Origin of the sequence: Oceanococcus atlanticus (genome assembly GCF_002088235.1) — a bacterium.
Classification (GTDB): domain Bacteria; phylum Pseudomonadota; class Gammaproteobacteria; order Nevskiales; family Oceanococcaceae; genus Oceanococcus; species Oceanococcus atlanticus.
On record NZ_AQQV01000001.1, the window covers coordinates 719,667 to 743,864 of the forward strand.

22 protein-coding genes are annotated in these 24,198 nt (G+C 61.4%); 6 read left to right on the forward strand and 16 right to left on the reverse strand.

The features are described from left to right. Nucleotide 1: 1 nt before the first annotated feature. The 12 genes from pcnB to ATO7_RS03455 all read right to left on the reverse strand — a co-directional run bounded on the left by pcnB (nucleotide 2) and on the right by ATO7_RS03455 (nucleotide 12,204). Nucleotides 2-1,345, reverse strand: a complete 1,344-nt coding sequence (gene pcnB / locus ATO7_RS03400; RefSeq protein WP_240499415.1) for a polynucleotide adenylyltransferase PcnB — start codon at nucleotides 1,343-1,345, stop codon at nucleotides 2-4. Between the two features lie 116 nt (nucleotides 1,346-1,461). Then, nucleotides 1,462-2,670: a methyl-accepting chemotaxis protein gene (locus tag ATO7_RS03405; protein WP_206044776.1), complete on the reverse strand. Its 1,209-nt coding sequence runs from the start codon at nucleotides 2,668-2,670 to the stop codon at nucleotides 1,462-1,464. A gap of 8 nt (nucleotides 2,671-2,678) precedes the next feature. Then, nucleotides 2,679-3,746, reverse strand: coding sequence for a protein-glutamate methylesterase/protein-glutamine glutaminase (locus tag ATO7_RS03410; protein WP_083559520.1), 1,068 nt, complete (start codon nucleotides 3,744-3,746; stop codon nucleotides 2,679-2,681). Beyond that, complete coding sequence (gene cheD / locus ATO7_RS03415) at nucleotides 3,743-4,375, reverse strand: chemoreceptor glutamine deamidase CheD (protein ID WP_240499416.1); 633 nt, start codon at nucleotides 4,373-4,375, stop codon at nucleotides 3,743-3,745. The genes ATO7_RS03410 and cheD overlap by 4 nt, the downstream gene beginning before the upstream one ends. Continuing rightward, nucleotides 4,372-5,193, reverse strand: coding sequence for a CheR family methyltransferase (locus ATO7_RS03420; protein ID WP_206044777.1), 822 nt, complete (start codon nucleotides 5,191-5,193; stop codon nucleotides 4,372-4,374). Before ATO7_RS03420 ends, cheD begins: the two co-directional genes overlap by 4 nt. Nucleotides 5,194-5,258: 65 nt before the next feature. Then, complete coding sequence (locus ATO7_RS17180) at nucleotides 5,259-8,036, reverse strand: methyl-accepting chemotaxis protein (protein WP_206044778.1); 2,778 nt, start codon at nucleotides 8,034-8,036, stop codon at nucleotides 5,259-5,261. A 14-nt stretch (nucleotides 8,037-8,050) separates the two neighbouring features. Beyond that, nucleotides 8,051-8,563: a chemotaxis protein CheW gene (locus tag ATO7_RS03430; protein ID WP_083559528.1), complete on the reverse strand. Its 513-nt coding sequence runs from the start codon at nucleotides 8,561-8,563 to the stop codon at nucleotides 8,051-8,053. 24 nt (nucleotides 8,564-8,587) lie between these two features. Then, complete coding sequence (locus tag ATO7_RS03435; RefSeq protein ID WP_083559530.1) at nucleotides 8,588-10,579, reverse strand: chemotaxis protein CheA; 1,992 nt, start codon at nucleotides 10,577-10,579, stop codon at nucleotides 8,588-8,590. A 21-nt stretch (nucleotides 10,580-10,600) separates the two neighbouring features. Further along, the gene (locus ATO7_RS03440; protein ID WP_083559532.1) at nucleotides 10,601-10,963 is read right to left on the reverse strand and encodes a response regulator; all 363 of its coding nucleotides are present in this window, start codon (nucleotides 10,961-10,963) and stop codon (nucleotides 10,601-10,603) included. A 2-nt stretch (nucleotides 10,964-10,965) separates the two neighbouring features. Beyond that, a complete protein-coding gene (locus ATO7_RS03445) occupies nucleotides 10,966-11,259 on the reverse strand; it encodes an STAS domain-containing protein (protein ID WP_083559533.1) in 294 nt (97 codons plus the stop codon). Nucleotides 11,260-11,267: 8 nt separating this feature from the next. Next, the gene (locus ATO7_RS03450) at nucleotides 11,268-11,723 is read right to left on the reverse strand and encodes a DUF2802 domain-containing protein (RefSeq protein WP_083559535.1); all 456 of its coding nucleotides are present in this window, start codon (nucleotides 11,721-11,723) and stop codon (nucleotides 11,268-11,270) included. Beyond that, nucleotides 11,716-12,204 (reverse strand): chemotaxis protein CheW, encoded by a 489-nt coding sequence (locus ATO7_RS03455; RefSeq protein WP_083559537.1) that lies wholly within the window; start codon nucleotides 12,202-12,204, stop codon nucleotides 11,716-11,718. The genes ATO7_RS03450 and ATO7_RS03455 overlap by 8 nt, the downstream gene beginning before the upstream one ends. Nucleotides 12,205-12,300: 96 nt before the next feature. Between ATO7_RS03455 and ATO7_RS03460 the strand changes: the two genes are divergently transcribed. Together ATO7_RS03460 and ATO7_RS03465 are read left to right on the forward strand one after the other, a co-directional pair. Next, a complete protein-coding gene (locus ATO7_RS03460) occupies nucleotides 12,301-12,531 on the forward strand; it encodes a hypothetical protein (RefSeq protein ID WP_083559538.1) in 231 nt (76 codons plus the stop codon). Nucleotides 12,532-12,570: 39 nt separating this feature from the next. Further along, nucleotides 12,571-13,743 (forward strand): EAL domain-containing protein, encoded by a 1,173-nt coding sequence (locus ATO7_RS03465; protein ID WP_083559540.1) that lies wholly within the window; start codon nucleotides 12,571-12,573, stop codon nucleotides 13,741-13,743. A 31-nt stretch (nucleotides 13,744-13,774) separates the two neighbouring features. Here the strand turns inward: ATO7_RS03465 and ATO7_RS03470 are convergent, their stop codons facing one another. Next, nucleotides 13,775-14,479, reverse strand: a complete 705-nt coding sequence (locus ATO7_RS03470; RefSeq protein WP_083559542.1) for a FecR family protein — start codon at nucleotides 14,477-14,479, stop codon at nucleotides 13,775-13,777. 11 nt (nucleotides 14,480-14,490) lie between these two features. Next, complete coding sequence (locus ATO7_RS03475; protein ID WP_146680126.1) at nucleotides 14,491-15,954, reverse strand: hypothetical protein; 1,464 nt, start codon at nucleotides 15,952-15,954, stop codon at nucleotides 14,491-14,493. A gap of 218 nt (nucleotides 15,955-16,172) precedes the next feature. Here ATO7_RS03475 and ATO7_RS03480 point away from each other — a divergent pair, with 218 nt between their 5' ends. Further along, nucleotides 16,173-16,736, forward strand: coding sequence for an NnrU family protein (locus tag ATO7_RS03480; RefSeq protein WP_083559546.1), 564 nt, complete (start codon nucleotides 16,173-16,175; stop codon nucleotides 16,734-16,736). A 29-nt stretch (nucleotides 16,737-16,765) separates the two neighbouring features. On the opposite strand, the gene creC is transcribed toward ATO7_RS03480, so the two are convergent. Next, nucleotides 16,766-18,214 carry a two-component system sensor histidine kinase CreC gene (creC, locus tag ATO7_RS03485; protein WP_083559548.1) on the reverse strand — a complete coding sequence of 483 codons (1,449 nt, stop codon included), beginning with the start codon at nucleotides 18,212-18,214 and terminating at the stop codon, nucleotides 16,766-16,768. Nucleotides 18,215-18,216: 2 nt separating this feature from the next. After that, on the reverse strand, nucleotides 18,217-18,897 hold the full coding sequence (gene creB / locus ATO7_RS03490; RefSeq protein ID WP_083559550.1) for a two-component system response regulator CreB: 681 nt from the start codon (nucleotides 18,895-18,897) through the stop codon (nucleotides 18,217-18,219). Nucleotides 18,898-18,984: 87 nt separating this feature from the next. Between creB and ATO7_RS03495 the strand changes: the two genes are divergently transcribed. The 3 genes from ATO7_RS03495 to ATO7_RS03505 all read left to right on the forward strand — a co-directional run bounded on the left by ATO7_RS03495 (nucleotide 18,985) and on the right by ATO7_RS03505 (nucleotide 24,198). Then, nucleotides 18,985-21,024: a marine proteobacterial sortase target protein gene (locus ATO7_RS03495; RefSeq protein WP_083559552.1), complete on the forward strand. Its 2,040-nt coding sequence runs from the start codon at nucleotides 18,985-18,987 to the stop codon at nucleotides 21,022-21,024. Beyond that, on the forward strand, nucleotides 21,021-21,587 hold the full coding sequence (locus ATO7_RS03500; RefSeq protein ID WP_083559554.1) for a class GN sortase: 567 nt from the start codon (nucleotides 21,021-21,023) through the stop codon (nucleotides 21,585-21,587). The genes ATO7_RS03495 and ATO7_RS03500 overlap by 4 nt, the downstream gene beginning before the upstream one ends. A 103-nt stretch (nucleotides 21,588-21,690) precedes the next feature. After that, entirely contained in the window at nucleotides 21,691-24,198 is a 2,508-nt protein-coding gene (locus ATO7_RS03505) for a hypothetical protein (protein WP_083559556.1), read from the forward strand.

Here is a 24,198-nt window from a genome sequence, read left to right on the forward strand (position 1 = left end):
GTCAGCGGCGTTTGCGGCGACGGCGACGTCGACCAGAGCCTGCGCCACCTGGTCCACCAGGCGCTGCCTCCGACATCTGCTTGCGCTCTTCGTGGCTGACATCCTGGAACTGTGTCCACCAATCGACCAGTTCTTGGTCGACCTCCCCGGCCTGTGCACGCAGAGCCAGGAAATCATAGGCCGCGCGAAAACGCTTGTTTTCCAGCAACCGGAATGGTCGTTTGCCACGCCGGAACTCGAAGCGAACCTGCAGATGCCAGATATCGCCCTGCATGCCGGAAAAGCGCCGCGGTATGGCCACCGTGCGGCACTGCTGACCGATCACCTCACTGGCGCCCTGCGCCAAGGCAGGCGATGGCGGCACACCCTGTTCGCGCAAGGCCGCGGCAGCCGCCTGCGCCGGCGCCCACAGCATGGCGGCGAATACAAATGCCGGGGTAACCGGCTTATCGTCAGATATGCGCTGCGCGGTGCTGCGCAGGGCCAGACGAATAAGCGCTTCAACCCGACCACTTTGGTCTTCGTGCATGGCCCGGGCAACCTCGGGAAACAGCACATCGAAAAGGCCGAAATGCATTAAACCGTCGAAATTGCTTTCCGCTTTTTCCGACAGAAACAGTTTCAGCACCTCGTCGAACAGACGCGCGGGCGGCACATCTGTCAGCAAGCCGGTCAACGCCGGGATCGGCTCTGCTGCGGACTCATCGATGGTGAAATCCAGCTTGCTGGCAAAGCGTACGGCGCGCAGCATGCGCACCGGGTCTTCCCGGTAGCGGGTCACCGGATCGCCGATCAGGCGTACGCGGCGCTCGGACAAATCCTGCATGCCGCCCACATAATCGACCACCGCAAAATCGCGAATGTCGTAATACAGGGCGTTGATGGTGAAGTCGCGACGAAACGCATCCTGTTCCATCGAACCGTAGACGTTGTCTCGCAAAATTCGCCCGCTATCGTCGAGCATGTGGGCGGCCTCGTCGGCATCTGACTCATCGTCATCGGCCAACACAGCAGGGTCCACCTCCGCGTCGTCGGCATCACCCTCATCGGGACTTCGCGGCGCGGCGCGAAAGGTCGCAACCTCGATGATCTCACCGCCAAAGCGCACATGCGCGAGGCGGAAGCGCCGCCCGATCAGCCGGCAACGCCGAAACGTCTCCTGCACTTCCTCGGGGCGTGCATCCGTCGCGATATCAAAGTCTTTGGGATTCAGCCCCACGAGCAGATCGCGCACGCCACCACCTACCAGCAAAGCCTGATAGCCGGCGTCTTTGAGCCCATACAAGGTCTGCAGCGCCGCACGACTGAGACGCGAGCGCGAAATAGTGTGTTCCGGGCGTGGCACCCGAATGGGATCGCTAATGGAACTGCTCCGCAAACAAAAGAACCCCGGAACGGGGTTCAGAGGCTCTGATTATAGGGAAAGTCAGCGACTTTTCGCAGCGCGGATTGTGTTGTGCGTCAAAACAGCTCGACTGCCCCGGAGTCCATGGAAACCTGCTCAACCGGCTTATGTGGCTGTTGCTTCCACGCCTCTTGCTTGGGCTCGATACGCGCTCTTGCCTGAGACAGGTCCGCCACATTGACGCTGCCGGCGGATGCATCCCCCATACCACTCTGCAGCGAACGTGCTTCGCCTCCCATGTCGGCAAGACGATCAAGATGGGTATAAGCCGCATTCACGGCCTGGGTGGTGATGTCTCCGAACTGCAGTGAGCGCACCGCACGGTTCACTGCGGAGGCGATACGCTCGCCACAGGCCGAAACCTGACCGATGCCCTCAGCCAGCGCCCGGTTGATCCCTTCGGCCTGGCCAACCAGGGTTTCAACCCGGGTGCGAGCATCCTCGCTGGCGGCCATGTCACGCGCCGCCATGTCCTTGACCGCATTGCGCACCTTGGCCATCGCTTCGCGCGAATCGTGGACCCGTTTGCGAATCTGATCATTAAAACTGGTCGAGCGCTCCGAAAGGCTGCGCACTTCCTCGGCCACCACGGCGAAGCCGCGCCCAGCGTCACCTGCACGTGCCGCTTCGATGGCCGCATTCAAAGCCAGAAGGTTGGTCTGATCGGCAATCGATTTGACGTCTTCCAGCAACTCGAACACGGCATCCAGGTGGCCGGCCATGTCATCAATGCGCTCAACATTTTGGGCGCTGTGATTACTTTCTTGAGCCAGCACATCAACCAGCCGGCTCATCAACTCGCCAGCACGCGAGGCAAACCCGCGCAGATCCAGGGCACCGCTGTCATCGCCGGCCTCGACGATGCGCCGCATCTCGCCCTCCTGCGCATTGGAATGACGTTGAATTTCGTCAAAGCTGGAACTGATGTCCGATACGGCTTCAGCGACCAGATCATGAACCCGCTGCATCTCGGCGCGCAGCTGGGCAATCTCGCCCTCGGCCATGCTCTGGGTGTCTTTCAGCAGCTGGCGGTAGCGGGCAACCTCGACATTATCCCCCGGCTGGGCGATACCGCTCTGAATGCGAATACGCTGGTCGGCGACCGACCACAGCAAATACCCCCACGACGCGCCCATGGCGGCCATCACCATCCACAGCAAAGCCGGATGGACCGGAGCCAGTGCGCTGACGCACACGGCCAGCGTGGTCACCAGCGGCATCATCAAGGGTTTGTAGTCGGCTTTGATCATTGCAGTGTTCTCCATGATCCTAGTCATCGGCAGTTGTGTTTAAGTCTTGAGCCCTGACGGGCAAATTCACCGAGCAGCCCCGGAACCTCGGCCAAGCTGGCTTGTTGGCAAGCCGCATCCAGGCGGTGCGCCGCTCCCGGCATGCCCCACACCACGCTGCTGGCCTCGTCCTGAATGAGGGTGAAGGCTCCCTCGTCGCGCATCTGCTTGAGCCCGCGCGCGCCGTCGTCGCCCATGCCGGTCAGCAACACGCCACAGGCATTGGCGCCGCAATTGGCCGCAACCGAGCGGAACAACACATCAACACTGGGACGATGCCGATTCACTGGTTCTGCCTTGTTCAAGCGGCAGTACCAACGAGCGCCGCTGCGCGCGACTTCCAGATGGTCATCCCCTGGCGCCACATAGGCATGTCCAGGGCGAATTTCCTGCCCATCACTGGCTTGACACACCGCCAGCGCCGAAGCTTTGTTCAAACGCTCGGCAAACGATGCGCTAAAGGCTTCGGGAATATGCTGAGCGATGACGATCGCCGGCGAATCGGCGGATACATGCGCAAGCACTTCACGCACTGCTTCCGTGCCGCCCGTTGAGGCACCAATGGCGATCAGTCGATCCGTGGTCTCGTAACGAATCTGAGCTGCCGCAGGTGCCTGCACCGGCGGCGCATCACTGGCCATGCGCGGCCGGCTGATGGCAGCAATCTTGACCTTCTCGATCAACTCAGCGGCACTGGATTCCAACCCCTGGGCCACCCCCAAGGTGGGCTTGGCCACGAAATCCACAGCGCCCAGCGCCAAGGCGCTCAGTGTGGTTGTCGCGCCTTGCTGGGTCAGCGATGAAACCATGATCACCGGCATGGGGCGCAAGCGCATCAGGTTCTCAAGGAACTTGAGCCCATCCATGCGTGGCATTTCCACGTCCAGGGTCAGCACATCCGGGCTGAGATCCTTGATCTTTTCACGTGCAACAAAAGGGTCCTGCGCGGTACCCACCACCTCGATTTGCGGATCCTGGGTCAGCAGTTCGGTCAGCAGCTGCCGGACCAGCGCCGAATCATCCACGATCAGCACGCGTATCGGCCGGCTCATGTAAACAGCTCCACGCCGCCCTGAGGCTGGCCAACCCGACTCTCCAGGGCGCTTTCCGCCAGTTCGATATCCGGCACATCGGCAACAGCCAGTGTGCGCACCATGACCTGACCGGTCTGTGGAAAGAAATGAATGCGTCGCGGGCTGTCGCCACCCATATCCTGAGCGGTGACGCGAATCCGCTCGCGCTCCAGAAATGCCAGTACGAAATGTGCGTTTTGCTGACCGATCAAACTGCGGGTCATACGCCGGGCCACGTTGCCACCGCCAAAGACTTTGGCCTCGAGCGCCTCTCGGCGAGCCCCCAGCTGCAGCAGGCCGTTGATCAGCAGCTCCATGGCATGCACGCCATAGCGCGCCCCGGCCAGTCCGTCGTCCATACGATTCTGCGGCAGCAGAAAATGGTTCATACCACCGATGCGACGCTGCGGATCATGGATACACGCGGCCACGCAAGAGCCCAGCAAAGTCACGATCATGATGTCGCTGGCCGTGGCGTAGTACTCGCCCGGCAGCACCTTGATCGCCTCGCTGCGAAAATGTCGGTCGCGATACAGAAAATGGGCTGTGCCCACCCCCAGCATTTCGCTATCGCTGGGTATGTCACAGGCTCGCGACAACGCGCTCATGGCGCACGCCTCCGGTAGGTGGTGCGTTCCACCAGATCAAGCACATCTTCGCAATGAAACTGGCTTTCCGAGTGGCCCACGTACAAGTGCCCACCGGGTTTGAGCAACGCCGCAAAGCGACGCACCAGATCACGCTGGCTGGCCTTTTCAAAATAGATCATGACATTGCGGCAGAACACCACATCCAGCGGCGCCTCGATGGGCCAACGACCGGAGAGCAGGTTGAGCTGCTGGAATTGAACGCGCTTGAGCAGCGCCGGGCGCACCCGACAGCGCCCCAGCTTGGGCCCCTGCCCTTTCAGGAAAAAGCGCTGCCGCCGCGCCACACTCAGCCCCTCTATACGCTCAAGCTGATAAATCCCTTGGGCCGCCGTTTGCAAAACCTGGGTATCAATATCGGTGGCCATGATCTCCACCTTGCGCGGTCCCTGCTGACCAACTTCATCGACCACCATGGCGATCGACCATGGTTCCTCGCCGGTGGAGCTGGCACTGCACCAGATACGAAACAGGTCCTGGCCCTTGGCCAGACGTAGCTGCTGCGCCAGATGCTCAAAATGATGTGACTCGCGGAAAAACGCTGTCAGATTGGTGGTCAGCGCATTGGTGAAGTGCTGCCATTCATCCGATTGAGGATTGCCATCAAGCTGGTCCAGGTAGCTCGGCAGCGAGTCCACACGCAATGCGCGCAAGCGCTTGGCCAAACGGCCTTGCACCATGGCCTGCTTGCTGTCACCCAGGGCGATGCCAGCACGCTGGTGTATCAAACCGCGGACCCTCTCAAAGGTCTTGCGATCCAACTGCTGATCTGGGCTCATCATCCGCTCGTGGCGCCGTTGTCAGAGAGTGCGCGGCCGCCCCACGGCTGCCGCGCCTGTAGGTCTTAGAATTCAGTCCAGTGTTCGTCAGCATCTGCAGCTTTGGGCAGCGGGACGCTGGCGGGCGCGCGCTCCTCACGCGCAGCACGCTGACGCTGCACAACCTGCGGATGCGCCTTGGGTGTTTGCGCCGGCTTCTGAGCAACCGGTTTGGCCGGCTCGGAAACCACGATGGCGCGCTCGGCGTCTTCCATGCTGATGCGGAAACGAGCAACCTGACTGGCCAATTCGCCGCCCTGATCGAGCATGGATTTGGCCGATGCCGATGACTGCTCGACCAGCGCAGCATTCTGCTGGGTCGCATCGTCCATCTGGGCAATGGTCTGATTGATCTGCTCGATACCGCTGGACTGCTCCTGCGATGCAGCGGAAATTTCCGCCATGATGTCGGTCACCCGCTTCACCGCCGTAACGATTTCCTGCATCGTCACGCCGGCCTGCTCAACCAGCTTGGAGCCGTCTTCAATGCGCTCGACCGAATTGGAGATCAGCGCTTTGATTTCCTTGGCCGCACCGGACGAGCGCTGAGCCAGCGAACGCACCTCGCTGGCCACCACCGCGAAACCACGGCCTTGCTCGCCCGCGCGGGCGGCCTCCACCGCGGCGTTGAGCGCCAGGATATTGGTCTGGAACGCGATCCCTTCGATCACGCTGATGATGTCTTCGATCTTCTTCGAGGCCTCGGTGATCTCGGCCATGCGGGTCACCACATCGCCGACCACCGCACCACCTTTTGTGGCCACATCCGAGGCGCCAATGGCCAGCTGATTGGCCTGCTTGGCATTGTCCGCATTCTGTTTCACGGTGGAGGTCAACTCCTCCATGCTGGAAGCGGTTTCCTCCAGGCTCGCCGCCTGCTCTTCGGTCCGGCTGGAAAGATCTTCGCTGCCGGCAGAAATGTCAGATGCTGCGGAGTTGATGTCATCCGAAGCCGACTTGATCGACACCACCATGTCGCCCAGTGAATCGATGGTTTGATTCAGGTTGATCTTGAGTTCGGCGAAAGTGCCGCTGTATTCGGCATCCATGCGCTGGGTCAGATCACCCTGGGCCAGCGCGCTGAGTACGCGAATGACGTCGTTGAAGCCGACCTGGCAGGTATCCAGCAGCTGATTGATGCCTTTGGCCAGAGACTCGAAGAAGCCGGTTTTGCCATCCAGGCTGACCCGGTCATCGAACTCGCCGCGGCTGGAGGCCGCCACGATATTGCCGATTTCCTCTTCGACGGCCACTTCGGCGGTGCGGTCGATCCACTCCACAACGGTGCCCGCATGTTCACCGCTTTCGGTCATGATCGGACTGGCAATCAAGCCAAAGGACAGCGGCCCGACCTTGATCTGGGTGCGATAGGTTTCGCGCAGATTGGCCAACATACCGGCCTGATGGGCCGGGTTGCGATGGAACTGGTCAATCGAATTGCCCAGCAGGTTGTCGACATTGAAGCTAGGCAGAACTTTGCGTAACTCTTCCTGATTGCGCCGCATCATGCCCATCACGGCGGCATTCATGTAGGTGATGGTGCGCTCGGCGTTGGCGATCATCACATTACCACTGACATTGTCCAGCGCATTGCGGATCTGCATGTTCTCGGCCGCTACTTTGCGTTCCTGCTCGGCCTTGGCGTCGAGTTCGGATTGCATCTTCAGCTCAGCCGTGCGGTCCTGCCACTCAACCACTGTGCCCAGACGCGCACCATCCTGATCAATGACCGGGCTGGCGATCAAACCAAACGTGCGCCCGCCCAGACAGATGTTGGCACGATGCGGTTGTTTGAGAGCCTCCAGCATCTTGATCTGGTGTTCCGGGTTCTTGTGGAAGGCATCGATATTGCCTCCAAGCAAACCGTCCACACGGAAACCGGGCAACTCTTTCTGGATGTCCGATTCGGCCTCGCGCAGCATCGCCTGAACCGATTCGTTCATGTAGGTGATCTGGCGGCCGTTGTCGGCAATCATCACATTGGTGGTGACGTTATCCAGCGCGTTCTTGATACGCAGATTGGTCCGACCGACCTCTTCCATCTGACGTTGATTGGCGGCGATATCGTCCAGCATCTGATTGATGCCCTGACACAACTCGCTGATCGGGCCTTGTTTGCCGCTGGCATCAATACGCGCGGTCAGATCGCCAGCACGCGCCGCACTCACCACTGTGTTGGTCTGGTGCACCGCATCTTCGATCGCCGCATTGGCCAAAACCTGTGCGCTGATGTCGGTCGCGTACTTGACCACCTTGATCGGGTTGCCCGCACTGTCGAACACCGGGTTGTAGCTGGCCTGAATCCAGATTTCAGAACCATCCTTAGCAATACGGCGATACTGCCCTGCGTCGAACTGACCACGCCCCAGATTGCTCCAGAATGCGCTGTACTCAGGTGACGCAGCATCTGCCGGATCAACAAAAATACGATGATGTTGGCCGACGATTTCATCCAGGCGGTAACCCACCGCCGCCAGGAAGTTGTCGTTGGCATGGCGGATCGTGCCATCCAGTTCAAACTCAATCACGGCCTGCGAGCGGTTGATCGCGGCAACCTGACCTTCAAGATCGGCCAGATGCTCAGCAGTCACCGCCGGCTTCTGGCCTGCAGCTTGATGACGCAGGGCAACCACGCTGCCTGCTACGACCGCGGCCAGGGTCATGAAGGCCCAGACCACAAAGCCGGACAGCGGCATCTGGCCGCTGCCAAAAAGGCCGCCACCAACGGCCAGGGCAAGAGCCGCAAGCGTGGGCACAACAGCCCAGGCATTAAAGCTCGCAGGGGATTGATCGGATGATGTCATTGTGGGACTCCTGCCTAGGCGGCGTTTTCCAGAACGGTCATGTCGGATGCACTCATCAGGCATTCGATATCGACCAGGATCAGCATGCGGTCATCGATGGCTCCGAGACCGGTGATGTAGCGGGTGTCGAGCACACCGTTGAATTCGGGAGGCGGACGAATCTGCGATTCCGCCAGGGTGAGAACGTCCGACACACCGTCAACGATCATCCCGATGACCTTGTCGGCCATATTGAGAATGATCATCACCGTTTGCTGGTCGTATTCGGCCTGCTCAAGCTTGAGTTTGAGACGCAGATCCACAACCGGCACGATGGTCCCGCGCAGATTGATCACGCCTTTGATGTAAGCGGGTGCTTCCGGCAAACGGGTCACGCTGTCGTAACTGCGGATTTCCTGCACTTTGAGGATATCCACGCCGTACTCTTCGGCACCCAGGCGGAAGCTGAGAAACTCGCGGCGCTCACCTTCGAGCTGGCCGGCCTTGTCGTCCGCACTGCTAAGCGCCTGGTCTTGGTTTTCGTTCATGGCTTGTGCCTGTTGTTGGGGGCGCTACGCGGCTGCGGCCAATTGCCGGCTGCGTATGACTTCGCCCACATCGAGAATCAGGGCGACCCGTCCATCGCCCAGAATGGTGGCCCCGGAGATACCGCTGACACGGCGGTAGTTGCGCTCCAGACTCTTGATCACCACTTGCTGCTGCCCAACCAGTTCGTCGACGATCAGGGCAACCTGACGCCCTTCGGCCTCGGCAATCACCACAATGCCCTGATCCAACGGCAGGTCCTGTCCAGCCACGCCGAACAGCTCGCGCAACGACAACAGCGGCAGGAACTCGCCGCGCACCTGCATCAGGCGCGCACTGCCGGCCATGCTTTTGACGTCGCCAAGCTGTGGCTGCAGTGATTCGACCACGCTGTTAAGCGGCAGGATGTAGATCTCCTCGCCAACGCGCACCGACATGCCATCGAGTATCGCCAGAGTCAGTGGCAAACGGATGGTGACGCGGGTTCCGACGTCGGCCTGCGATTCGATATCCACAGTGCCTCCCAGCGACTGAATGTTCCGACGCACCACGTCCATGCCCACACCACGCCCAGAGATATCGGTCACCTCTGCAGCGGTCGACAAGCCGGGCGCGAAGATCAGCTGCCACACCTCGCTGTCGGGCAGATTGTCCGGCAGGTTCATGCCGGCATCGCGGGCCTTGCTCAGAATCTTGTCGCGATTCAGGCCCTTGCCATCGTCACTGACCTGGATGGCGATATGACCACCCTGATGCCAGGCACTCAGGCGAATGCTGGCTTGTGCAGGTTTACCTGCGGCCTCACGCTCGGCCGGCATTTCGATGCCGTGATCAATGGCGTTGCGAACGATGTGATTGAGCGGGTCAACAATTTTTTCGATGACCCCTTTGTCCAGTTCGGCACCCTCACCCGAGGTCTGCAACGCAACCTGCTTGCCCAGCCTGGTCGCGGTGTCGCGGACCACACGGGGGAAGCGGCTGAATACGAAATCAACCGGCAGCATGCGGGTCGACATCACCGCCTCCTGCAGATGCCGGGTGTTGCGCTCCAGCTCTGACAGGCCGCTCAGCAACAATTCGTTGGTGACCGGGTCCAGAGCTCGCGCGGTCTGCTCCAGCATCGACTGGGTGATGACCAGCTCGCCCACCAGATTGATCAGTTGATCGATTTTTTCCGTGGCCACACGAATCGACCCGCCATCCTTGCTGGCCGGCGCTGGACGCGCTGTCGCAGCGGCCTTGGGCGTGGTCGCGGGCGCTGTATCGCCCACAGCGACGTCGGGTTCAAGCTCGGTCTGAGCGGGCGCGCTGTCGGCGCAAGCCTCGATGCTCAGATCACATTCATCCTCAACCCAGGCAAACACCTCGCGGATGTCGTTCTCGCTGACCTCACCTTGCAGACTGACGGTCCAGCGCAGATAGCACTGCTCGGGGTCCACATCCGGGTAGTTGGGCAGCGCCTCGGCATCGACCTCGATCGTGGCTTCACCCAGACGCGCCAGCTCGCGCAATATGCGCAGTGGATCATTGCCGGTCAGCATGATATCGCGGTGCGGCTTGAAGTGGATGGTCCAGCCTGCTGGTGTCGCCTCATCCACCGTCGAAACCGGACGCTGAGCCAGCGCTGCATCCTGATTGAGCATGGTCTGAATTTCAGCTCGCACCGATGCGGCATTGGCGACCTCGTCATCACGCCCATCACGGGCACCTTCAAGCATGTCACGCAGCACATCCACACTGCGCAGGACCAGATCGGTCAGCGCACCATCCGGCACGCGCTGTCCGGCTCGTACCTGATCCAGCAGGGTTTCCAGATCATGCGTGAAGGTCGCGATTTCGGAGAAGCCAAAAGTGCCTGCACCACCTTTGATCGAATGGGCGGCACGAAAAATGGTGTTGACGGTCTCGCTGTCTGCCGTGTCGGGGTCGAGCGTCAACAAAGCGGCTTCCATGGCCTGCAAACCTTCAAAGCTTTCTTCGAAGAAGGTCTGATGGAACTGCTTCATGTCGATGCTCATGGCCGCCGGCTCCGTTTTTGATCAGCTCAGAACGCGATTGACGGTGGCAATCAGCTGTTCCGGGTCAAACGGCTTGACCAGCCAGCCGGTAGCACCGGCCGCTTTGCCTTCCATTTTCTTGTCCTGCCCCGATTCAGTGGTCAGGATCAACAGCGGAGTGAAGCGGTAATCCGGCAGCTGGCGCAGTTCGCGCACCAGGCTGATGCCGTCCATATTGGGCATGTTGACGTCAGCCAGGACCAGATTGAACGCCCCGCTACGCGCTTTACTCAGGGCATCCACGCCGTCTTCGGCTTCGGTCACATCAAAGCCGGCGGATTTGAGCGTGAACGCCACCATCTGGCGCATGGAGGGGGAATCATCAACGGCGAGGATACTGGCCATCGTTATGCCTCTTGATTCGGAAGTTGAAGTTGCAGGGCTTGTGCAAGACCCAGGCCGGCAGCGGCGTCACGCAAGGTTTCGCTTGCGGAATCCCAGTTCAACTCGATCTCCAAGGCCTTGCATTGGCGCACGAATGCGAGCAGCAACTGCAAGCCTGCGGCATCCACGCGCGAGACTTCGCCGCCATCCAGCAACAGGCTCTTCTCACCGCTGAGCGCCGTGTCGAGTGTGGTTTTCAACTGGGCGGCGTGGGCTATGTCCAAAGCCGCCTCCAGCCGCAGATTGTGATTGCTCATCCGCCGGCTCAGTGGGCGTTGACTTGCTGATGAATGCGCTGAAGCAACTCTGCTTCAGCCAGCGGCACGCCGCAGCGACGCGCCACATCGGTTGGCGGAATTCCGTCACGCACCAGTTGAACCGCCTCGTCAAAACCCCGACGCCGACTGAACTGCACCGCCATGTCGTCAAATTTGCGTTGTCGCTGATCAACCGTACGCATGCGCAGCTCCAGATTGGCCAGACAGGTGGCCAGGCCTTCAACGCTGGATTTGAGATCACTCATGGCCGCTTCGGTCGCACCTGCGAAGGCAAGCTCAGCTTGCTGGTGCGCCTGCATGCGCTCACGCATCTGGGCATCTCCGCTGTCCGATGTGCGCTGGCGGCGCAACAGGAGCACCAGCACGGTGGCAAGCACGCCAACCAAACCAAAAATCGCTGCGGTATAGCGATCAAGATCAAGAAAAAAATGGGGGTCAAACATGTGTGTTGTCCTCCAGCCGGCGAACCAGGTCGGCCGGACTCAGCAGAAACAGGGGACCTTGCGGGCGCGTCACCACACCTTCCAGTGGAATCGGCGTTTGATTCATGCGCGGCGTGGCTTCGATCTCTTCATCGGCGATATTGATCAGCTCAAGAACGCGGTCGACCTTGAGGGCCAGCATGGAATCGTCGTAATCGATGACCAGCAAACGGTTGGCCGCACTCGATTCGTCTTGTGCGAGGCCGAGCACCTGACGCAAATCCACCACCGAAACTATGTGCCCGCGCAAGTTGATCACGCCGAGACAGGCGCCAGGCGCACCGGGAACCCAGGCAACCTCGCATGGCCGCAGCACCTCGCGCACACCGCTCACGGCAACGCCGTAGCACTGTCCAGCCAGCATGAAGCAGACAAACCCCGTGCTTGGCCGGGGCTTGGCGCTGGCGGGCGGCTCCGCAGAAGGAAAGTGCAATTCAGTCATGCCCCGCCCGTGCAGGAATTGGGCCGCAAACGGGCGCTGTGGCAGACGGCGTGACTTTGGCGTTTAATAAGTTGGTCAGTAGATGGGAGACACAGCGTGACGCGAACAACAACCAGCATCCTGATCCTGATTGGCAGCAGCATGATCTTGAGCGCCTGTGGCAACCGCGACGGCGACACCAGCAGCAGTGCACAAGGCCGGGAAGAAACCCGCAACATTCGCAACACACAAGCGATTGGTTATTCTGGTGACGCAATCGCCGACAAACTTGATGCCGCGCTTGACGCCAACGATGCACGCAATGACCGTTTGCGTGAGGCCGACTGACAGCCTGCGAACGCCCATCCCTGATTCGGGAGATCGTGCATGGCCAATTCGAAGATCAACCTAGCGGCAAACGAGCTGTTGTTCCGTGAGGGCGAGGCCGGGCAGTTTGCCTACCTGATCGAGCGTGGGCGGATCGCGATTCTGCGAGACAGTGCCGGGGAGTATCAGCTGCTGTCCGAATTGGGCGCCGGTGAATGTCTCGGCGAAATGGCGCTGATCAGTCACGACCCACGTATGGCGTCAGCCATGGCACTGGAAGACACCACCCTCACCGTCATTACCCGCGACCACCTCAAGGAGCGCATGGCGCGATCCGATCCGTTGATCCGCCATCTGCTGCAACTCACGCTCAAGCGTTATCGGCAATCGCTGGGACAGACCTTCCCCGACACCTCCAGCACCCAGGATCTGGATTATCTGGAGGACGAGCAGCAGGCCATGCAACGCATGCGCACTGAGCACGACCTCAGCCATGCCCTGGACAAGCAGGAATTCATCCTCCATTACCAGCCCATCGTTCGGCTGGCTGACCGAATCACCACCGGCTTTGAGGCATTGCTGCGCTGGCGCCGCGACGACGGTCAACTGGTCTCGCCAGACCTTTTTATCGCGGTTGCCGAAGAATCTCAGATCATCGAAAAAATAGGCCACTGGATAATCGATGAAGCGAGTCAAGCCCGCACCCGACTGGCTTCTGCCTACAACGGCAAGTTGAGCGAAGACTTTTACGTCAGTATCAATCTGGCTGCACGTCAGTTCCCAGACCCCGAGCTACCCGGCGTGGTGCAGGAGGCGATTCGCCGGCATGGTTTGCTAGCGCAGCAGTTACAGATGGAGGTGACCGAGTCACAGATTCTGGAAAACCGCGAGCACGCCATAAGCGTGCTGCACAACCTGCAGTCCATGGGCTGTCGCATTGCATTGGACGACTTCGGCACGGGTTACAGTTCGCTGGCCTATCTCAACCGCCTGCCTGTTGATGCGCTCAAAATCGACAAGATGTTTCTCGACGACATGCTCAGCGATCAGGCCAGCCGCACTATTATCGCTGGCATGGCAAGGCTGGCTCGCGACCTGCAACTCAGCTTCATCGCCGAAGGCGCGGAAACCGAACAACAGGTCGAGGCCCTCAGCGCGCTTGGCGTCGAACACGTTCAGGGCTTTTTCTTCGGTCGCCCATTCGCCCTGGAGACAAAAAAAGAGCCGGCATAGCCGGCTCCTGAACACTGTCTGTCGGTGCGATTCACTCGCAGGTTTGCGGATCCTGCATCGGCATCGTGACCAGCACGCCCGGCATACCTGCCAGGGTGTAGAACGAAGTCCCGTTGGTCTGAACAAACTGTCCCGGATCAATATCCAGGGTCTGGCCGTTATTGAGGTTGGTGGCGGTAATACCGCCCTCGTACACCCCGATGACCACACTCGACATATCCTCAGAGCTACCCGGCCCCAGATCACCACATCGTCCGTCTGAGCAGTCCACGTAGACAGCATCGGTCCCGCGAATACCAATCGTCGCGACTGAGGTGCGCACCGCATAATTCTCCCGCCGGTTCTTGCCGATCAAGCCGGTGACGGCACGAAACCCGCCCTTGAGCAAGGAAAATACCGAGCGTCCGGAGTCCGCCTGCGCAACGCCTGCGCCACCGCGACTGCGCGGCCCGCCAGCCGGTGGACGGTAGGTGTAATCCTCGATCTTCAGCTGGGAATCAGGGCCAATCAGCGTGCGCCCTTCATCGGTGTACTCCACATTCACGTAGCTGTGGCGTTGGGTGGTGATGGTTTCTCCTGAATAAACCGCCCCACCGCGCCTGAGAATGCGCTGCGAGCCGTTGGCGTCTGTCACAGCCGCCTGCCCCACCACCAATACAGCGCGTCCGGCCTGGTCCTGAGCGGCCAATGGCAGGCTGACCAGGGTCAGCAGGCATGCAAAAACGAAATTTTTCATGGTCTGCCCCCTTAGAACTTGAAGATCAAAGACAAACGCAACATGTCGGCTTCATTGCCGTTATCGCCGCTTGCCATGGTGTAGCTCACGCTACCTTTGATGAAGCTGGTCACCACTTCGCCTGTGGTGTTCAACTTGCCGAAATTCACGCCGAACTCCTGTGCGTTGTCGGTAAACAGGTCATCGCCGGTGTAACGCGTGTCATTCACGTAGTACTCCACCACCAGATCATTGGCCAACAAGGAGCTTGGCCCGGAGAACAGGATGCCGTTGGTGATCACGGTGTTGGAGATTCCCGGATCGGACTCGTAATCCCCCAGGGTGATTTTCTGGGTCGAGTAGTTACCGATCATGTTGCCGATGTTCAGCGCCCAGCCGCCCAGATTCAGGGTGTAGCTGCTGGCCAGCGAGAACGAGGCCAATGCCGAAGCGCTGGCCAGATCTTCCGAACCGGCCGCCGAGTAACCCACACTCGGCGTCAGGCTCCAGGCCTTGGTGACCGGGTGGTTGTAGGCCAGGCCCAGCGCCACCTGATACGTCGAAGCGCCTTCAGTATCGATCAGGGAGATCGGCATGCGCACGATCACTCGTTTACGCGGGTCATTGTCGAACACCACGGTGTAGGACAGCGGCAGGCTGATCACGCTGGATTCGTGCTCCACCCCACCGTTACCAGCACTCCCGCTGACCTGCGCATAGTCCAGCCCCAGGGTCAGCTTGTTCTCGCCGCGCACGCGGTTGATGCGTGAAAAATAGTCATCGTAAAGACCGACCGCAGCCGCGTCGCTGGCCGGCCCGCCCAACTGCGCGAGCTCAACCGCCGGCATGCGGAAGTTCAGATCGGCCACATCGGTGACACAACCGAAACCGGCTTTGGCCAGCATCACTTTCTGCTCTGCACTGGCACTGGTGCCACAGCCCCAGACCTGCGAAACCTTCTGCGTGAAGGCCTGCTTGAAATCGGTGTCGGCCATACGCGACTGCATGCTCGCCGGATTGCCGGCCACCGGATCACTGGGGGACGAGCGCGCCAGCTCGGCGCTCAACTGTGAAGCGACGCCATCCTCATTGGTCTTGAGAAACTCGATGAGGTCATCGATGTTGCCTTCGCGGGTGTCCTGGTCACCAAAGACCCGCGTGAAATCAATGTCTGGAATCGAGAACAGCAGCGCCGGTGTGCCGACTTCGGTGAAATTGATCGTCATATCAACACCGCGGAAGTTGAGGTCTGCGGCAATGACCTCGTCACCGCTGAACTGTCCACCGGACTGCTGCGCAACCAGCCGCCTCAGATTGTCGCGTTCCAGTGTTTGAAACAGCTCTTCCGCATTGGAGGTGCCGAAAAGGATGTTGTAACCCGGCCCGTCCTGCTCGCTTATCGCCGCATCTATCGTGAAGACATCTGCGGCCTGCACGACACCCGCATACAGCGCGACCGCGCCGACGGCGATCGTCGCGTGGATTCGTCGCATCATGTTTTGCTCCCCAGCATACCGGTGAATATCGGCCACCTGCCCCGCGCCGATGACCCCATTCACCGCACAGATAAACACTTTGCGCCGCGCTGCCAGCGATAGCAAGCCCGCCAATGCGGGTAAAGCCCGCTTGCTGTGACCTGAGTCACGCGAATCGGAGCATTGATTCCCAACCCCTGGCACCGCAGACTTTGGCCACACGATGAGGAGTAATAAAAATGATTTTGGTACTGGGACTCTTGCTGTGGTCTTTTGCCCACCTGTTCGTGGCGGTCATGCCGGCTCAGCGCCAGCAATTATCCGAACGCCTGGGTGTGGGGCCCTATCGCGGTCTGTTTTCACTGGTGATTGTTGGCGCACTGGTGCTGATTGTTATGGGCTGGAAACAATTTCCGGCCGGCCAGCTGTACATTCCGCCAGCCGGCCTGCGGCACGCCACCATGAGCCTGATGCCGATCGCTCTGATCCTGTTCGTGGCCTCGCAGTTTCCCAGCGACATCCGGCGCATGATCCGTCACCCGCAAATGGTCGCGGTCAAGACCTGGGCCCTGGCCCACTTGCTGTCGAACGGTGAATGGCGTTCGGTCGTACTGTTCGGCGGTTTGATGGCCTGGGCAGTGGCCGAAACCATCTTCATCAATCGTCGCGATGGTGCGCGCGTCAAACCCGAACCCACTGGTGTCGGGCGTGTGCTCATCACGGTCGTTGTCGGTATCCTGCTCACCGGCGTGGTCATGTACATCCATCCGTGGATCGCCGGCATACCGCTTCTGCCGCACTGAGCGACGGCATGAAGCCGCTGCTGGCGGGCCTAGTCCGCCAGCAGCGGCAAGCTCAGGGTGGCACAAACGCCACCCTGTTCATGGTTCTTGAGCGTGATAGCACCGCCGTGCAGCTCGGCAATCTGCTTGACGAAGCTCAAACCCAGCCCTGTGCCCTTGCGCCCATCGGCGCGCGGCAAGGAATAGAACCGGTCAAACACCCGGTGCGCGGCGTAATCGGGTAAGCCGCTGCCGTAATCGCGCAGGCTCAGCTCCACCACGCAACCGCTGATGTGCATTTCGATATCGATGTGCCCGCCTTGCGGCGAAAAATCGATCGCATTGTCGAGCAGATTGACCAGCGCGCGATGCAGCAGAAAACGCTCGGCCCGGACCCGCGGTGAACGCTCGCCGCCATGCCGGACCTGCAAATCTTTCTGGTGCAGGCGCGGCGCTACGCTGTCCAGCGCCTCAGCCACCAGTTCGCGCAGGTTCAACACCTGGGCCGCCTTGAGCGCATCACGGTTTTCGATCTCGGCCAGGGCCAGCATACGTTCGACCAGGCGATTGAGCCGGGCCGCTTCGGTGCGGATGTTGTCCAGAAAGCGCGTGCGGTCCTCGGCGGGAATGTCTTCGCCAAGCAACTCAGCCGCACCCGCAATCGCCGCGGTCGGGCTTTTCAGCTCGTGGGTCAGGGTCTGCACATAGTCTTCGACGTAGGCCTTGCCATCCAGGGCCTCGCGCAGACGTGCCATGGCATCGCCAACCCGGCCGATCTCATTGTTGCCGAGTGCCGGCGGCGCAACCCGCGCCCCGGTCTGCAAATCCTCGGCATACTGCTCAAGCCGATAAAGCGGCCGTGTGACCCACCAGTACAGCCCTAGCGAAAGCAGCAGGGCCAAACCCAGCGTACCCATGGCCGCCATGAAAAACCGCGGCATGGCAGAGGCCACGAAGCGCTCCGCGTTGCGCGTGGTCTTGCCCACGCTGACCACACCGACAACCTCGCCGGCAGCCTGTATCGGCGCGGCCACATACATGGTCGAGCCTTCGGGAAAAAGCGGATCATCGGCGGTGCTGCGGGCGCCGTATTGACCGGCCAGCGTCCGCGCAACATCACGCCAGGCCGACATGTCGCGACCCTCGTCACGTCCGGGCTCGGAATCAAACAGCACGATGCCCGCGGCATCGGTCACGTACACGCGCAAATCCACGCTGGTCTTGAGCAGACCGTAAATCTGCGCCTCGAAATACTGGCCACGCAAAGCCTCGAATGCGGCACGCAGATCCCGCGTGTCGATACGCCACTGGCCGTTGTCCTGGCTCAAACCCGAGGTTTCGATCTGGTGCGCCAGCAGGTAGGCCGTGTCGACCATCAGATCTTCCTGCGCCTCCATGTAGCGCGGGCGCAGATCATCGCTCAGCCAGCTGAAAAACCCGTAGCCGCCCAATGCCGTGGCGAGCAGGAAAATCGCCAGAATGCGATTGCGGATCGACACGGCTACAGCCCCTGGGGATCGTAGGAATAGCCCAGCCCACGATGGGTGCGGATCGGATTGACCCGTTCGCCAGCCGCTTTCAGTTTCTGGCGCAAGGTTTTGATGTGCGTATCCACGGTGCGATCAAACGCAGCAGACGGGTCCGTCCAGATCATCTCCAGCAGCTGGTCGCGCGAATACACCCGGCCCGGCGCGCCATGCAGCACCGCCAGCAATCGGAATTCATAGCGTGTGAGATTGAGTTCGACCTCGTCCAGCCGGGCACTGTGACGCTGTTCATCCAGCGCCAGGCGCAGCGCCACCGGGTTCGCCGCCGGCGTGAAGTTGCGCAGCCGGGCGCGCACCCGGGCGGTCAGCTCGCGCGGGCTGAACGGCTTGACCACATAGTCGTCACCCCCAATTTCCAGCCCCACGACCTTGTCGATCTCGCTGTCCCGGGCGGTCAGGAAGATGATTGGCACGGCGGAATGTTGGCGCAGCTGACGACACAGATCGAAACCGCTGATGTCGGGCAGCCCGACGTCCAGCAACACCAGCGCCGGGGGATCGGTCTGGCAGGCGCTCAGGGCCTCGGCACCGGTGCGACACCAGTGCGGCGCAAACCCCTCGGTTTTCAGCGCAAACACGATGTTGTCGGCAATCGAAGGCTCGTCCTCCACAATCAGGATGCGCTGCGCGGACATGGTTATTTCATGGACTTCACACGGACTTCATTCTAAACCCATGTGTGAAGCCGACGCTGAACGCTCCTCAATCCCGGGAGTTCACCCATGCGTCTGTTCATCCACCTGCCCGCACTGTTGCTGTGCGCCCTGAGCCTCTCGCCGCTGCCAGCCAGCGCCAGCCTTGATGATGGCCTGACCCGGCTGTCCGACGTACGCCGTGGCGCCCTGATGTTCCGGGCGGAGGATGAAGCATCCAGCGCCGGCTTCCGGGAAGTGCCCAGCCTCAGCAGCGAGGTGCAGATTCAGGTCACCGGCCCAATTGCCCGCACCGTTGTGACCCAGCACTTTGTGAATCCGAACGAAACCTGGGCAGAAGCGCTGTATGCCTTCCCCCTGCCCGAGAATGCGGCCGTGGATCACCTGCGCATGCGCATAGGCGAGCGCATCATAGAGGGCGATATTCAGGAGAAAGCGCAGGCCCGCGCGACCTTCGAGCAGGCCAAACAGGACGGCAAGCGCACGGCATTGGTCGAACAGCATCGCCCCAATCTGTTCACCAGTGCAGTGGCCAACATTCCGCCTCATGGCGAAATCCGCATCGAGATCGAATACCAGCAGGAGTTGCTGTGGCGCGATGAGGCCTTTTCGCTGCGTTTTCCCATGGCGATCACACCCCGCTATCAGCCGGCCAGTGCAGAACCGATCGAAAATCACAGCCAAGTTGGTCACGGCTGGAGCCTGCTGCCGGGTGAGCTGCCTCAGGTAGCCGACACCAGCGATAGCGGCCGCGCCAGTCACAATCCGGTCAGCCTGACGGTGCAGCTGCAGCCCGGCTTTGAACTGGGCGAAGTGGTCAGCCCGTATCACGCCATCGCCCAGACCCGCGAGGCTGATGTCACCCGCATCACCCTGAGCCAAGGCCGCGTGCCCTCGGACCGCGACTTTGTGCTGCGCTGGCGTCCCAAGGACGGTCTCGGCGTGCAATCGGCATTCTTCACCCAACGCACCGACAACGGCGACTATGGCCTGCTCATGCTGATGCCGCCGCAGGCCGATTTTGCCGCCGGACATGAACGCGCACGCGAAATCATCTTCATCATCGACACCTCTGGCTCAATGGGCGGCGAACCCATCCGTGCGGCCCGCGCCGGACTGCTCGCAGGCCTGGATCAACTCGACCCCAGCGATCGCTTCAACCTGATCGAATTCAACTCCAGTACCCGCGCCCTGTTCGCCAACCCGGTGACGGCTGACGCCGGCCACCTTGATCAGGCCCGCCGCTGGACCCATGGCCTGAAGGCCAACGGCGGCACCGAGATGCGCCCGGCGCTGAAGCTGGGTCTGGGGCAGGCCCAGGATCCGGCCGTCGAACGCCTGCGGCAGATCGTGTTCATCACCGACGGCGCGGTTGGCAATGAAGCACAGCTGCTCAGCCTGATTCACCGCGAGCTGGGCCGCGCACGCCTGTTCACGGTTGGCATCGGCGCCGCGCCCAACGCACATTTCATGACCGAAGCCGCACAGTTCGGCCGCGGCAGCTTCAGCTATATCGCCCACGATGGTGAGGTTCAGCACGTCATGCAACGTCTGTTCGAGCGTCTTGATCACCCGGCCCTGACCGACCTCGACCTCAAGCTGGACCAGGCCAGTGACCGCCTGCCCAACCCGCTGCCCGACCTGTATGTGGGCGAACCGATCAGCGTGGTCATGAAACTGAATGGCCAGGCCGCCAGCGCCGAGTTGCAGGGTCAGCTTGGCAGCCGCCCATGGACGCACCGCCTGAGTCTCAACCAGGGCGCAGCCCAAAGTGGCATCGACGTGTTGTGGGCGCGGCGCAAGATCACCGACTGGTCCCGCCAGGGCCGGCGCGGCGCAAGCGCCGATCAGGTCCGCCAGGAAATCACCACGCTGGCACTGAAGCACCATCTGGTCAGTGAATTCACCAGCCTGGTGGCCGTCGACAAAACCCCGGTTCGAGCCCCCGACGAAAGCCTCGACACGCACGCCCTGAAAAGCAATCTGCCAGCCGGCATGAACACGGCCCAAGTTGGCCTGGCGCGTGGCTCGACACCCTCGCTGTGGCTACTGCTGATGGGTGGCCTGTTCACCGCAACCGGCGTGCTGATGGGGCGCCGCAAAGCATGAAGGGGCGTCGCCTGATCGCTCTGCTGCTCGTCGTCGGCGGTGTGCTGACGGCGAGCCAGGGCTTGTGGATACAGGCCAAGGCCGTGCTCGCCCAGCAACTGCTGGAGCACGCCTGGCGCAAAACCCTTGAGGATGGCGTGGCCCACAAACCCTGGCCATGGGCCGACCATTGGCCGGTCGCCCGCCTGACCCTGCCGGACCACCAGCGCAGCTACATCGTGCTGGAAGGCGACGCCGGCAACGTGCTGGCCTTTGCGCCGGGGCATAACCCGCAATCCGGGTTGTTGCAGGACAACCGCACCAGCGTGATCTCCGGCCACCGCGACACTCACTTCGCGATCCTGCGTGAGCTGGCCATTGGCCACCGTTTGCAATTGCAAACGGCCCAGACCAGCGCCGAGTACGTGGTCCGTGGACGCCGCATCGCCGACAGTCGCACCCAGCAAATCGCGATTCAGCCAGACCGCAATCTGGTGCTGGTGACCTGCTGGCCGTTCGACGCGCTGGCGCCGTCCGGACCCTTGCGTCTGGTGATTGACGCGCAGCGCGTAGTGACGCTGTAACACTGGACCGGACACCTGTGCGCAGGACGCCTGATATGCTGTGGGGATAAAGATAGGCCGGTGGATACCACCGGCAGCACCCCGGTGCGAACAGGAGACCCACATGATGCTGTACACCTCTGCGGCACGCCTCGCGCGTGTCGGCGTGCTGCTATTTGCAGCCTCCGGCCTGCTTGTCAGCGCCTGCCAGGGCGGGCGCGATGGCCACGCCAATCGCGCCACCGACAACGGCCCATCGGCGGCCCCGACCAGCGCCCCTGATGCGGCACTGCCGCCCCCTGCAGCAACGCTTCTGGGCTGCGACCCTCTCGACCCGGCACACTGCCTGCTGCCTTTCCCGAGCAATCATTTCACCCAGGCTGCGGCGCCCGGCAGCGTGCAATCGATCGAAGCGGGTGGGACCGGTTTGCAGGTGAATTTCCAGCTCTTGCAGATGCCGCGCAATATTCTCGGCAAACCCGTTTCGCCGGCCGAGTGGAACCGCAATGACGGCTTTTCGCCCGGCGCCATGCTCATCACCTATGTCCCGGGCCTGGCCGCCAATGACGATGGCACGATCCCCGGCGCCGTGTCGCTGGACCGCCTGAGCGATTATCTGGCCGAAGACGCCAAAGTTGTGGTCATCAATGCGCAAACCGGCGAGCGTCACCCGGTGTGGGCCGAAATCGACCTCAACGCCGGTTACTTCCAGCCCTCACCCGCGCTGGGCCAGCCGATCCCGTATCTGGATGGCCGCGAGCCCATGCCGGCCCTGATCATCCGCCCGGCACGCAACTTCGAGGAAGGCACCCGCTACATCGCCCTGCTGCGTCATTTGAGCGACGCGCAAGGCCAGGACATTGCGGCCTCGGACAGCTTCGCCGCCTGCCGTGACCAGGGCCCCGATGCGTCTGCGCGTTGTGCTGCACTGGAAAGCACGGTGTTTTCCGCCCTACCTGATGACATCGCACGCGAGGAGTTGTATCTGGCCTGGGACTTCACCATCGCCAGCCAGAACAGCTTGGCCGGTCGCCTGCTGCACCTGCGCGATGACGCCTTCGCCAGCCTCGGCGAGAGCATGGACAAGCTGCCCGGCAGTCCGGATTACCAGATCGGCGCCGCCCCTACTTTCAGCATCGAGCAGATCACCGAAAACCCGCGTGAGGGCATTGCCCGGCGCATCGAAGGTCATATCGAGATTCCCAGTTACGTCATCCCGGTTGACCCTTCCCCGCTGGAGGCCCAGCGCAACAATCTGGCCAGCATTTTCCAGCTGCTGCCCGATGTGCTGTCGCCCCTGTACGACGTCTGCCGCGACATCCTGCCACTGAGCGAGCCCTGCCTGGTGTTTCGTCCGGCCGAAGCGATCCGTTTCGCCAGCACGGTCAGTCTGCCGCCTAACCGCTTCTTCTATCGCCCGGACGATGGCCCGCACCCGCTTTACGGCGACAGCTTGCCGGATCGTCTGAGCGCCAACGCGACAATGACCAAACCGTTCACCTGCAACCTGCCCAGCGCGGCCAGCGCCGCTCAACCAACCCGCCCGGCGGTTTACGGGCACGGGCTGCTGGGCTCACGCTCGGAGGTCAACTCCAGCCATGTCACCAACATGGGCGCGCTGCACAACATGATGTTCTGCGCCATGGACTGGTTTGGGTTTTCCGAAGGCGATCTGGCCAACGTGCTGACCATGCTGCTGGATGTGAGCCTGTTCCCAACACTCGCCGATGGCGCGCAGCAGGGCATGCTCAACAAAATGTTCCTGGCTCGCCTGCTGGTCCACCCGCAAGGTTTTGCCGCGCATCCCGCCTTTCAGGATGAGCAGGGCCGCAGCCTGATCGACACCCGTGAAGCGTTTTATGACGGCAACAGCCAGGGCGGCATCATGGGTGGCCCGGTGGTGGCCCTGTCGCGCGACATCCACCGCGGCGTGCTGGGCGTGCCCGGCATGAACTACTCCACCCTGCTGCGACGCAGCGTCGACTTTGATCTGTACTCGGTGCCGATGTACGTCGCCTACCCGGATGATCTGGACCGCACCCTGGTGCTGGCCTTGATCGAAATGATGTGGGAGCGCGCTGAGAACAATGGCTACGCCCATCACATGAACACCGCTGGCACCGACAACACTCCACTGCCCGGCAGCCCGGACAACCAGCTGTTGCTGCATGTGGGCTTTTCCGATCATCAGGTCACCATGTGGAGCGCCGACGTCATGGCGCGCACCCTGCACGCGCCGCTGGACCGGGCCGCGCTCGATCGCAATCCGCTGGAAAGCCAGCCCGAAGGCGAGGACCGTCATCCCGATTTCGAGGAATACTTCGCCCTGGATGATCTGGCCATTGATGACGGCGCCCGCTTTGAAAACGGCGCCTACAACGGCTCCGTGCTCAGCATCTGGGACGAACCCTGGGATGCTGTTGAACCGGAAACACGCTGCTTTGAAGACAGCACAGCGGCCGCACCCATCGGCAATATCCCGCCACGAGACAGCGGCGACGATCCACATGAATGCGTACGCCGCGAACCAGGGGCGCGCTGCCAGAAATCACACTTCCTGCAGCGCAACGGTCAGGTCCTGGATGTGCGTCTGATCCGCAGCGATGCGGCCTGCCCACCCCTGAGGGATTGA

What these genes read in the sequence shown, in the direction of transcription:
- ATO7_RS03405 (WP_206044776.1), bottom strand. Translation starts at nt 2,670, where the DNA reads ATGGAGAACACTGCAATGATCAAAGCCGACTACAAACCCTTGATGATG.
- ATO7_RS03410 (WP_083559520.1), bottom strand. Translation starts at nt 3,746, where the DNA reads ATGAGCCGGCCGATACGCGTGCTGATCGTGGATGATTCGGCGCTGGTC.
- cheD (WP_240499416.1), bottom strand. Translation starts at nt 4,375, where the DNA reads ATGAGCGCGTTGTCGCGAGCCTGTGACATACCCAGCGATAGCGAAATG.
- ATO7_RS03420 (WP_206044777.1), bottom strand. Translation starts at nt 5,193, where the DNA reads ATGAGCCCAGATCAGCAGTTGGATCGCAAGACCTTTGAGAGGGTCCGC.
- ATO7_RS17180 (WP_206044778.1), bottom strand. Translation starts at nt 8,036, where the DNA reads ATGACATCATCCGATCAATCCCCTGCGAGCTTTAATGCCTGGGCTGTT.
- ATO7_RS03430 (WP_083559528.1), bottom strand. Translation starts at nt 8,563, where the DNA reads ATGAACGAAAACCAAGACCAGGCGCTTAGCAGTGCGGACGACAAGGCC.
- ATO7_RS03435 (WP_083559530.1), bottom strand. Translation starts at nt 10,579, where the DNA reads ATGAGCATCGACATGAAGCAGTTCCATCAGACCTTCTTCGAAGAAAGC.
- ATO7_RS03440 (WP_083559532.1), bottom strand. Translation starts at nt 10,963, where the DNA reads ATGGCCAGTATCCTCGCCGTTGATGATTCCCCCTCCATGCGCCAGATG.
- ATO7_RS03445 (WP_083559533.1), bottom strand. Translation starts at nt 11,259, where the DNA reads ATGAGCAATCACAATCTGCGGCTGGAGGCGGCTTTGGACATAGCCCAC.
- ATO7_RS03450 (WP_083559535.1), bottom strand. Translation starts at nt 11,723, where the DNA reads ATGTTTGACCCCCATTTTTTTCTTGATCTTGATCGCTATACCGCAGCG.
- ATO7_RS03455 (WP_083559537.1), bottom strand. Translation starts at nt 12,204, where the DNA reads ATGACTGAATTGCACTTTCCTTCTGCGGAGCCGCCCGCCAGCGCCAAG.
- ATO7_RS03465 (WP_083559540.1), top strand. Translation starts at nt 12,571, where the DNA reads ATGGCCAATTCGAAGATCAACCTAGCGGCAAACGAGCTGTTGTTCCGT.
- ATO7_RS03470 (WP_083559542.1), bottom strand. Translation starts at nt 14,479, where the DNA reads ATGAAAAATTTCGTTTTTGCATGCCTGCTGACCCTGGTCAGCCTGCCA.
- ATO7_RS03475 (WP_146680126.1), bottom strand. Translation starts at nt 15,954, where the DNA reads ATGATGCGACGAATCCACGCGACGATCGCCGTCGGCGCGGTCGCGCTG.
- ATO7_RS03480 (WP_083559546.1), top strand. Translation starts at nt 16,173, where the DNA reads ATGATTTTGGTACTGGGACTCTTGCTGTGGTCTTTTGCCCACCTGTTC.
- creB (WP_083559550.1), bottom strand. Translation starts at nt 18,897, where the DNA reads ATGTCCGCGCAGCGCATCCTGATTGTGGAGGACGAGCCTTCGATTGCC.
- ATO7_RS03495 (WP_083559552.1), top strand. Translation starts at nt 18,985, where the DNA reads ATGCGTCTGTTCATCCACCTGCCCGCACTGTTGCTGTGCGCCCTGAGC.
- ATO7_RS03500 (WP_083559554.1), top strand. Translation starts at nt 21,021, where the DNA reads ATGAAGGGGCGTCGCCTGATCGCTCTGCTGCTCGTCGTCGGCGGTGTG.
- ATO7_RS03505 (WP_083559556.1), top strand. Translation starts at nt 21,691, where the DNA reads ATGATGCTGTACACCTCTGCGGCACGCCTCGCGCGTGTCGGCGTGCTG.